The following is a 10,071-nucleotide window of genomic DNA, read 5'->3' on the forward strand; positions in this document are numbered from 1 at the left end:
CGGTTCGCCTCGATGACCTGTCGATAACAGACTTCAACTATCAGTTCAGTGCTGAGGTGGCAGATCCGACTCTCTTCACCCCGCGATTCCACTGCGACACGAACGCCAATCGTTGCTTCTACCCGAACGGGGAAGAAGGGGGCCTCTAAAGAGAAGAGACGCCGAACCGGCTACGCGCCGGCACTATGCCCCGATACTCCACCTGAAGTGTCGGGGCATAGATGCGCACAGCGAGGCCTCGATTGAGATCAATGGTGAGCGTGCCCGATAGGCTCGCGTCTGCACGGCCCGTCAAACTGACCGTGAGTAGGCTGCCCACGCGATCGGCGTCAACCATGCGGTAGAGGTCGTGACGGCGCCCCCAGATCGGTAGGGACATCGGGAAGGCTAGGCGCACTGGAAGGGGCTCTGTGAGCAATGCACTGGCCTGGCGCTGCACTATCTGCCCGTCAGTGCCAAACGAGCGCGTCGTGTCGTCATAAGACTGTTGCCTACCGGTCCGAGGGTCGACGAGGACATACGACGAGTGCATCGGTTCGGCGTGAAGCTCGAGGCTCTGGGGCTCTTCGCCCGGATCTTGCACGATGACTTCACAAGAGAAGGTCCGAACCAGACGCCAGTCAGTCAAAGTCGCGACAGCATCCATGAGGAGCGAGGTGGACTTCTCAGACAAGCTCAGGTCCTTCCTTCGGCCTTCAGGCCCCAGATGGGCCCACCGCGGGGCGTGCGCAACCTGCGGGCACCTTCGTGATCGTACCGGCACGAGCGGCCGACAGCTGATCGCCACCGGTCGAGCGGAAACGAGTTCTTACTTGGAATCGCGAGCCGAACGTAATCGCATATCGAACTATCTGACTCGGAGAAATCCAAGCCAGAGGGCCTTTCGCTTTGCCCGGACGATGCCGGGCGCCACCCCGATACGAGAATGGGCGCCCCCTCGGGGGCGCCCATTCCATACGGTGCTGCGGATCAGTTGCCCGCTGCGGAGTCCAGCTCGATCAGCTTCTGAACCGCCGCGGTAAGGCGCTCGTCGGCCTCGGCGAACTTCGCGAGGTCTCCGGCCTTCAGCGCGGCCTCACGGTCGAGCAGCGCGGTCTGAGCGGCAGCCAGGGCCTCGGCCTCGGCTCCCGTCGGCTGCGTGGGCTCGGTCGTCGGCACCTCGCCGGTGTCGGGCACCTCGGCGTTCGGATCCGGTTCGACCGTGTCGTCACCGCCGGTGGCACCGGAGTCACCGCCGAAGAGGGTGTCGAGCGCCTCGGTCAGGGTGTTCTCGAAGGCGACGCGATCACCGAAGGCGACCAGCACCTTCTGCAGACGCGGCAGCTGCGTTCCCTCAGACGACTGCACGTAGACGGGCTGCACGTAGAGCAGACCACCACCGACGGGCAGCGTCAGCAGGTTGCCGTAGATGACCTCGGACTCCCCCTGCTGGAGCAGGTTGAGCTGAGGCACGACCGAAGTGTCCGAGTTGTAGGTGTTCTGCACCTGACCGGGACCGGGGACCGTGGTGTCGGTGTCGATCTCGAGCATGCGCAGCTGGCCGTAGCCCTCCGCCTTCACGCCCTTCTCCGAGCCGGCATCCGAATCCACCGCGAGGTAGCCCATCAGCACATCGCGGCTGCCGCCCGCTCCCTGCGAGTTCGGGATGAACGTCGAGAACATCGAGAACCGGGGAGAGTCCTGACCCGGCATCTGCATGGTCAGGTAGTACGGCGGCTGCAGCATCGATTCGCTGCGGGGGTCGTTGGGCGTCTGCCAGCGGTTGTCCTGCTGCGCGAAGGATCCGGCCTTGTCGACGTGATACACGCCGAGGATGTCGCGCTGCACCTTGAACAGGTCGGTCGGGTAGCGCACATGGCTCATGAGCTCCCCCGACATCTCGCTGATCGGCTTCACCGTCGACGGGTAGACCTTCTGCCAGCTCTTGAGCACCGGGTCCTCGTCGTCCCACGCGTACAGCTTCACCGAACCGTCATAGGCATCGACCGTCGCCTTGACGGAGTTGCGGATGTAGTTGATGTCGTCGATCGCGAGGGTCGGCGAGGGGATGTTGGAGTCGGCGATGGCGTCGGACAGGCTCACGCTCGTCGAGTACGGGTAGGTCTGGCTCGTCGTGTAGCCGTCGACGATCCACACGATGCGTCCGTCCACCACGCTCGGGTAGGGGTCGCTGTCGAGCTCGAGATACGGTGCCACCTTCTGCACGCGCGTCTTGGGGTCGCGGTCGTACAGGATCTGCGAGTCCTCGTTCACGAGGTTCGAGAACAGGATCTGCTCCGACTGGAACTTCAGTGCGTAGAGCAGCTTGGTGAACGTGTCGCCGACCTTCGGGCCGCCGTCGCCGTCGAACGTGGTCTTCGTCTCGCTCGAGCCGTCCTTGCCGCGCGGGTAGTCGATCTCCGCGGGCTCCGAGCCCTCGGGAGCGCCGACGATCGAGTACTCGGGCGAGTTCTCACCGAAGTAGACGCGCGGCTCGAAGTTCTCCCGATCGGACAGGAATCCCGAAGTGGGGATACCGCGCTCGAGGAACACCGGCTCGCCGTCGGTGGTGCGCTGGTTGCCCGCGGCGGCGACGAGGCCGTAGCCGTGGGTGTACACCGCGACGCGGTTGTTCCAGTTGTCACCGTCGCCCAGGCCTGACATGTCGAGGTCGCGCACCGACACCACGGTGTCCTGCATCTTCCCGTCGATCTCGTACCGGTCGACGTCCATCGTCTTCTGGAACTGGTAGTACCCGCGGTACTGCTCGAGCTGACGCACCGTCGGCGGGATGACCTTCGGGTCCATGATGCGGGTGGAGGCGGTGGTCTCCGCATCCGCGCGCAGCTGACCCGCCTCGGCGTCGGTCTTGGCGGCGAAGGGCGTGGTCTCGAGGTCTGCGACCCCGTACGCCTCCTTCGTGCCGTCGATGTTCCGCTGGTAGTACTCGGCCTGGTAGGCGTTCTGGTTCGGCTTCACCTGGAAGGTGGTGACCACCCACGGGTATCCGACGCCGACGACGAGCGAGGCCACGATGAGCAGCGCGGTCGCGGCCAGCGGGAAGCGCCAGCGGCCGATGACGGCCGTGACGAAGAAGAGGATCGCCACGACAGCGGCGATGATCGCGAGGATGGCGAGACCGGGGATCGTCGCGTTCACGCCCGTGTACGCCGCACCCGTGATGCGATCGTCGGGCTCGACGAGCGTCTTGTACTGGTCGAGCCAGAGGCTCGCCGCCTGCACGAGCAGGTAGAGACCGGCGATGACCGCGAGCTGGATGCGCGCGGGCTTCGAGATGCGCAGCTCACCCTGACCGATGCGCACCGAGCCGTACAGGTACGACACGAGGGCGGTGACCAGGAGCGAGAGCAGGAGCACGGCGGAGACGAACGCGAGCAGGATCGTGTAGAACGGCATCGCGAACATGTAGAAGCCGGTGTCGATGCCGAACTGCGGGTCGACGTCCGAGGTGGCCACACCGTTGATCCAGAGCCAGACCGTCTTCCACTGCCCCGCGGCCGCGAAGCCGGCGAACAGTCCGAAGAAGATGGGCATGCCCCACATCGCCAGGCGACGCAGCGGCTCGATGACCTCCTGGTACCGGTCCAGCTGCGAGCTGAGCCGCACGTAGACCGGACGCAGCCGGTAGGCGAGCTGGATGACGACGAACAGCGGAACGGCCATCCCGAGGAAGCCCACCACGAACATCACCGCCGTGGCGATCCACTGCGTCGTGAGGACGCCGGTGAAGCCCACCTGGTCGAACCAGAGGAATTCGGTGTAGAGGGAGGCGAACACGAAGAACACCGCGATCAAGGCGGCGATGATCACCAGGGAGATGCCGAGAATGCGTCGTGAGGTTCGAGGCGTGGCCGGATTCGGAGCTGAAGGCGAGGAGGTCACCCCACCATCCTAGGCATCGCTCACTGTGCGCAGGCTGTCATCCCGATCACAGCGCGGTCACGGTGACGTCTGCGCTCAGCTGCCTGCGAGGTCGCAGGTCGGGAGCGCTGAGACGTCGCCGTCGTCCGCGATGACCTCGAGGGCGGCGAGCGACTCCTCGAGCGTCGCCGTGCGGATGACCTGCAGTCCGTCCGGCACGTGTCCGACGACCTCGTCGCAGTTCGCCGCGGGAGCCAGGAAGTAGTCGGCTCCTGCGTCTCGCGCGCCGTAGAGCTTCTGACGGATGCCGCCGATCGGACCGACCGTGCCCGCCGCGTCGATGGTTCCGGTGCCGGCGATGTCCTTCCCGCCGTTGAGCTCCCCTTCGGTCAGCGTGTCGATGATCCCGAGCGCGAACATCATCCCGGCGCTGGGTCCGCCGACGTTGTCGAGCTGGATCGTGACGTCGATCTCGAAGTCGTAGTCGGTGCGCAGCGTGATGCCGATGAGCCATGCGGTCGCGTCGCCCTCGGTGCGCTTCTCCGGGGTGACCTCCACGGTCTGCTCGGCGCCGTCGCGCAGCACGGTGAGCTGCACCGGCGCTCCCGCCGCGGCCTGGATCGCCTCCCGCAGCTGCGTGGCCGAGGAGACCGGAGTTCCGTCGATCGCGGTGATGACGTCATCGGCTTCGAGGATGCCGTCGGCCGGGGAATCCGCCACGGCCTCGACCACGACGACCTCGGCGCCGGTGTCGTATCCGAGCTCGTTCAACGCGGCCGCTGTCGCCTCGTGCTGGGAGTCGACCATCAGCGTGGCGTTGCGCTCGTCGCGCTGCTCGCTCGTCACCCCCTGGGGGAACACCGAGTCGAGGGGGACGACCGCCTTGGACGAATCCATCCACGCCAGGGCGAGCTCGAACCAGCTGGGTGTGCGCTCGCGGTTGCCCACGACCTGCACCGTCGTGAGGTCCAGAGTCCCCGCGGTCTCGAACGTCTCGGCGCCCTCGACGCTGATCAGCGGCACCTGCTCGCCGTCAGCACCCTTCGCGGTGCCGAGGGTGTCGTACACCGGCCCCGGTCGCTGGATCACGTAGGGCGACGGAAGGAACGTCAGCACGACCAGCGCGAGGAGTGCGACGATCAGCGCCCAGACTCCGAGTCCGAGCTTCCCAGACCGCGTTCGATCCACTGCATTCCTCCGTCGTTCGCGAGCGGCGTACACCGATCTGCCCGCATCGGGTTCGCGCGCAGAAACCTGTGACTAGCGTAGATGCCACGGCAACAGAAGTGCTGAGAGGGCGAGCGACATGGCAGACAACGACCCGACACCCGAGGACTTCCAGGAGTTCCTGCGGAAGATGCTCTCGAACCAGAGCGGCGGCGACATCGATCCCGAGGCGCTGCGGGGCGCCTTCGAAGGGATGGACGGCTTCACACTCGACCCCGCGATGATGCAGACGATCATGTCGCAGCTGCAGGGCGCCTTCGGCGGCGACCCCTGGGAGAACGCGCTGCGTCAGGCTCTTTTCATCGCCAACCGCGACGGACAGGGCGTGACCGACGGATCGCGCACCTCGCTCGCCGATTCCTTCGCGCTCGCGAACCTGTGGCTCGGCGAGGCGACGACCATCTCGGAGCTCTCCGAGACCCCGACCGCGATGACCAGGGGTGAGTGGGTGGAGAAGACCCTTCCGGTGTGGAAGGAGATCGCCGATCCCGTGTCGACGAGCATCGCTGACGCGCTGACCTCGGCGTTGGACACGCAGGTGCCCGAAGAGATGCGCGGCGTGGTCCAGGGCGCAGGCCGGCTGATGCGGGGCCTGGGCGGCTCGGTGTTCGCCGCGCAGTTCGGACAGGTGCTCGGCAACCTCTCTCTCGAAGTCGTCTCCGGCGGTGACGTCGGCATCCCGGTGCTGCCCGCAGGCACCGCGGCGATCATCCCGCAGAACCTCACGGCCTTCGGCGAAGGCCTCGAGATCCCCGAAGACCAGATCGCGCTCTACCTCGCTACCCGCGAGCTCGCCTACGCGCGTCTGTACCGGCACGCGAAGTGGCTGCACCTGCACGTGATGGCGCAGATCACCGACTTCGCTCGCGGAGTCACGGTCGACGTGGACGCGCTCGAAGACGTCGCCAGCCGCCTCGATCCCTCGAACCCCGAAGAACTGCGCGCGGCGATCGAGGGTGGTGCGCTCCTGCCCGTGCAGAGCGACGCCCAGCGCGAGGCGCTCACCCGCCTCGAGAACCTCATCGCCACGATCGACGGCTGGGTCGACGTCGTGACCGCCCAGGCGACCTCTCGTCTTCCCGACGGCGCGCGCATCGCGGAAGCCGCCCGGCGCCGGCGCGCGGTCGGCGGACCCGCCGAGGACGCTCTCGGTGCCCTCGTGGGCCTCAAGCTCCGTCCACGGCGCATGCGCGAGGCCTCGGCCATGTGGCAGACGGTGACGGATGCCGTCGGCATCAGCGGGCGAGACTCCCTGTGGGACTACCCGGACCTCATGCCGACCGCCGAGGACATCGACGACCCGAGTGCGCTCGTCGCTCGCCTGCAGGCTGCCGAGCGCGGCGAGCAGCCGGCCGCCGACGAGTTCGACGAGGCCCTCGCCCGCCTGCTCGACGGTGACGACTTCTCGGAGGACGCTCCCGCCGAGGACTCGACGAACGATGCGGACGAAGACGGCGACGCCGCCCCAGAGGGCGACAGGCCGGTCTGAGCGCGAAGGTGCGGGCGGGCCGCGGATTCCGCGGACGCCCGCACCGCTCCTGCCCCGTTCGACGAGCACGGAGAAGTTGTCCACGGATGCCCGGTTCCGGCCCCGCACCGACCGCATCCTCACCACAATCGGAGAGATGCCGCTGACTCCTCCGCTCCTCACGCGTCTGCACCCGAGCTCGCCTCTGCTCTGGCGCGACGCGCACACGCTCCAGCTCGGCGACGAAGCCGGACTGCGCATCGCTGCTGACGATGCATGGGTCGAGCCGCTGCTCAGCAGACTGCGCTCCGGTTTCCGGCGCGGGGCGTTCGACGTGATCGCACACGCGGCTGGCGCGCCGCGGGAGGCGGCGCGCACGCTCCTCGCCCGCCTCGATCCGCTGTTGCTCGACGACGCCGCCCCGCCACGATCCGCCTGGGTCGAGAGCATCGGGATCGCCGACGGGCGCAGCGAGTACCGCATGCGCGAGGCGCTCGCCGACGAAGGCATCACCCTCGTCGAGGTCGGCCGTCGGCCCGGCGTGGGCGTCGTGCTCGTCAACGGCGCTGCCGCCGCGCTGCAGTTCGCCCGGTTCCTGCGCGAGGACATCCCGCACCTGCCAGTATCTTTCGAACCCGGCCGCGTGACCGTCGGGCCGCTGGTGGTACCCGGCGCGTCGGCCTGCCTCGCCTGTCGCGACGCCCACGCGCGAGACCTCGACCCGGCCTGGCCCCTGCTGCACGCGCAGATGATCGGCCGCGACCCCGGCCCGATCCGCGCGGCGCAGGTCGCCGAGGCCGGGCGGTTGACTGCCCTGCTCCTCGCAGACGACGAGACCGCCGACGGGCGCCTGGTGCGCGTCAGCGCGGACGGCTCGCTCGAGTGGCGTTCGGTGTCGTTTCACGAAGAATGCCGGTGCCGCGCCCCGTGGTCCCCATCTCAGCGAGGAACCGAGACGGGGAGCGCTCACCCCGCCCCGCTGATCTCGACCACGACAGCGCCAGCGTTCGCGCGGCGCGCGTGACCCCCACGTAGGCCAGCCGTCGCTCTTCGTCGACCGCCTCGAACGTCGTCGCATACGAGATGGGCAGCGATCCCTCCGCCCATCCGGCCAAATAAACGTGCGGCCACTCCAGGCCCTTGGCCGCGTGCAGGGTAGAGAGCGTGACGGTGCGCATCGTCGGTTCGTGCTGGTCCTTGGCCCGCGCCATCAGCGCGTCGCTGAAGCTGCGCAGGTTCGCATCCGCTCCTGCCTCCTCAGCGAGCCTCAGGATGGCGCGACGCGCCTCCCATCCGCTGCGCTGCGCTCCCCCTGCGGCCGGCGGCTCGTCGGTGAGTCCGAGCTCGCGCAGCACGCGCTGCACCCCGGGCAGGAATCCCTGCTCGCTGGGGGCGACAGCGGCGGCCCGCAGGGCGAGGATCGCCTGACGGACCTCCGGCATGGCGAAGAATCGTGTCCCGCCCAGAACGGATGTCGCGATGCCCTCGGCGGCGAGCGCCTGCTGCAGCACAGCGGACTGCGCGTGAGCGCGATAGAGCACGGCGATCTCCGACGGCGAGGCCCCCGCCTCGATGCGCGCGGAGATCGACGCGGCGATCCCCGCGGCTTCCTCCCCCTCCGTCTCGTATGCGGTGACGGTCGGCGCATCCGCGGTGAACTGCTCCCGTGCCGGTACGAGCTCCAGCGCTCCGGGCCGGCCGTGCATCAGAGCGTTGGCTGCGGTGAGGATCGGCGGCTGCGAGCGGTAGTTCGTCTCCAGACGCACGACGGTGGCGTCCGGGTGACGGCGCTCGAACTCGAGCAGGAAACGCTGCTCCGCGCCGGCGAACGAGTAGATGGTCTGGCTGGCGTCGCCGACCACGCAGATGTCGTGCCGGTCTCCGAGCCACAGCTCCAGCAGGCGGTTCTGCAACGGGGAGACGTCTTGGAACTCGTCGACCGTGAAGTGCCGGTACTGCTCGTGGACGGATGCGGCGACGCGCGGCTCCGCCTCCAGCATGCCGGCACAGGCGAGGAGCACGTCTTCGAAGTCGAGCTGGCGACGATCGTCCTTCAACGCCTCGTACCCGCGCATCAGCTCGATCAGCTGCCCCGCGTCGACCCCGCTGATCGGACGGCCGAGCGCTGCGTACTGGTCGATCGACAGCATCGACACCTTGCGCCACTCGATCTCGGAAGCGATGTCACGGAGCGTCGCGGTGCTGGGACGGAGGCGGATCGCGTCGGCCGCCTGCCCCAGCATCCGCACCTTGTTGTCAATGATGGATGGCGCGGGCGACCCTGCCAGCGTGGGCCAGAAGAAGTTCAGCTGCGCGAGCGCGGTCGCATGGAACGTGCGGGCGGCGACGCCTTCGACACCGAGCGCCCGCAGGCGACCGCGGAGCTCTCCCGCCGCTTTCGCGGTGAAGGTGACCGCCATGACGCGCGAGGGCGAGTATGCGCCGGTGTCGACGCCGTGTGCGATGCGATGCGTGATCACCCGGGTCTTTCCGGTTCCGGCTCCGGCGAGCACGACGACGGGACCACGCAACACGGATGCCGCTGCCCGCTGCCGCTCGTCGAGGGCATCGAGTGCGCTCACGCGCGATCCTCGTACCAGTCGACGATCAGCGCACGGGCGATCGACGCCGGACCCGGAAGCCCCACCGGGCCGTCTCCGGCGAGCGCGGTACCGATCTCGGCACGCGTGAACCAGCGCACCTCGATGATCTCCTCGCCGTCGGCGCGCGCCGCGGACTCGTCGTCGACAACGGCACGGAAGCCGACCATGAGCGATCGCGGGAACGGCCAGGCCTGCGAGGAGACGTACCGCAGGGCGGAAAGACGCACCCCCGATTCCTCCTCGATCTCGCGATACGCGGTCGACTCGAGCGATTCCCCCGCCTCGGTGAAACCCGCGAAGCAGGAGAACATGCGCCCGCCCCAGTTGGCATTGGCGCCGAGCAGGAGCCGCTCGCCGTCTCTGCTCTCGACGGCGACGATCACGGCTGGATCCGTGCGCGGGAAGTGCTGGCGTGCGCACACGAGGCAGCGCCGCGACCATCCGCCCTGCTGCAGCTGGGTCGCCCCACCGCAGGTTGGACAGAACGGCGCGTCGCGAAGCCATCCGGCGAGGGCGATGGCGCCGATCAGGAGCTCGGACTCCTGCCCGTCGAGGCGACCGCCGAGATCACGCAGGCCGAGCCAGATCTCGTCCGGGGCGGTGTCGAGCGCGTCACTCTCCGGCGGTGCGGCGGCGAGGAGCAGCACGGTGCCGTCGGCATCGCGTCCGAGAAGAGCCCAGCTCGCCTCGACGACCTCGTCAGGGGTGACGCGCAGCAGCGCGGAATCCACGACCCTGACCCGGCCCTCGCGCACGACGATCACACGGGTCGCCGGGTCGTTTCGCAGACGATCGAGCACGTCCGGCTCCTCGCGGAGTTCGGCTGCACGATCGAGGGATGGGCGCGGAATGGTCATCGACTCCCTCTCTCACGGGCGTGGCGGAGGCGGGACCGCCCCTGAGCCGACCTAC

General features: G+C 68.3%; 5 protein-coding genes. 1 reads left to right on the forward strand and 4 read right to left on the reverse strand.

Going from position 1 to position 10,071, the window contains the following annotated elements; translation table 11 throughout:
- Positions 1-969 precede the first annotated feature (969 nt).
- Together ASC55_RS04980 and ASC55_RS04985 are read right to left on the reverse strand one after the other, a co-directional pair.
- Positions 970-3,882: a UPF0182 family membrane protein gene (locus ASC55_RS04980; RefSeq protein ID WP_055873250.1), complete on the reverse strand. Its 2,913-nt coding sequence runs from the start codon at positions 3,880-3,882 to the stop codon at positions 970-972.
- A gap of 75 nt (positions 3,883-3,957) precedes the next feature.
- Entirely contained in the window at positions 3,958-5,049 is a 1,092-nt protein-coding gene (locus ASC55_RS04985; protein ID WP_082524240.1) for a YlbL family protein, read from the reverse strand.
- A gap of 118 nt (positions 5,050-5,167) precedes the next feature.
- Between ASC55_RS04985 and ASC55_RS04990 the strand changes: the two genes are divergently transcribed.
- Entirely contained in the window at positions 5,168-6,577 is a 1,410-nt protein-coding gene (locus ASC55_RS04990) for a zinc-dependent metalloprotease (RefSeq protein WP_055864362.1), read from the forward strand.
- Positions 6,578-7,416: 839 nt separating this feature from the next.
- Here ASC55_RS04990 and ASC55_RS04995 read toward each other — a convergent pair.
- Positions 7,417-9,138, reverse strand: a complete 1,722-nt coding sequence (locus ASC55_RS04995; RefSeq protein ID WP_055873256.1) for an ATP-dependent helicase — start codon at positions 9,136-9,138, stop codon at positions 7,417-7,419.
- Positions 9,135-10,016, reverse strand: coding sequence for an NAD(+) diphosphatase (gene nudC, locus ASC55_RS05000; RefSeq protein ID WP_055873259.1), 882 nt, complete (start codon positions 10,014-10,016; stop codon positions 9,135-9,137). Before nudC ends, ASC55_RS04995 begins: the two co-directional genes overlap by 4 nt.
- Positions 10,017-10,071 lie beyond the last annotated feature (55 nt).

This window comes from Microbacterium sp. Root322, from assembly GCF_001425645.1.
GTDB classification, from domain to species: domain Bacteria; phylum Actinomycetota; class Actinomycetes; order Actinomycetales; family Microbacteriaceae; genus Microbacterium; species Microbacterium maritypicum.

Excerpts from the sequence above, each read along its gene's own strand:
- ASC55_RS04990 (WP_055864362.1), top strand. The coding sequence starts at position 5,168 with ATGGCAGACAACGACCCGACACCCGAGGACTTCCAGGAGTTCCTGCGG.
- nudC (WP_055873259.1), bottom strand. The coding sequence starts at position 10,016 with ATGACCATTCCGCGCCCATCCCTCGATCGTGCAGCCGAACTCCGCGAG.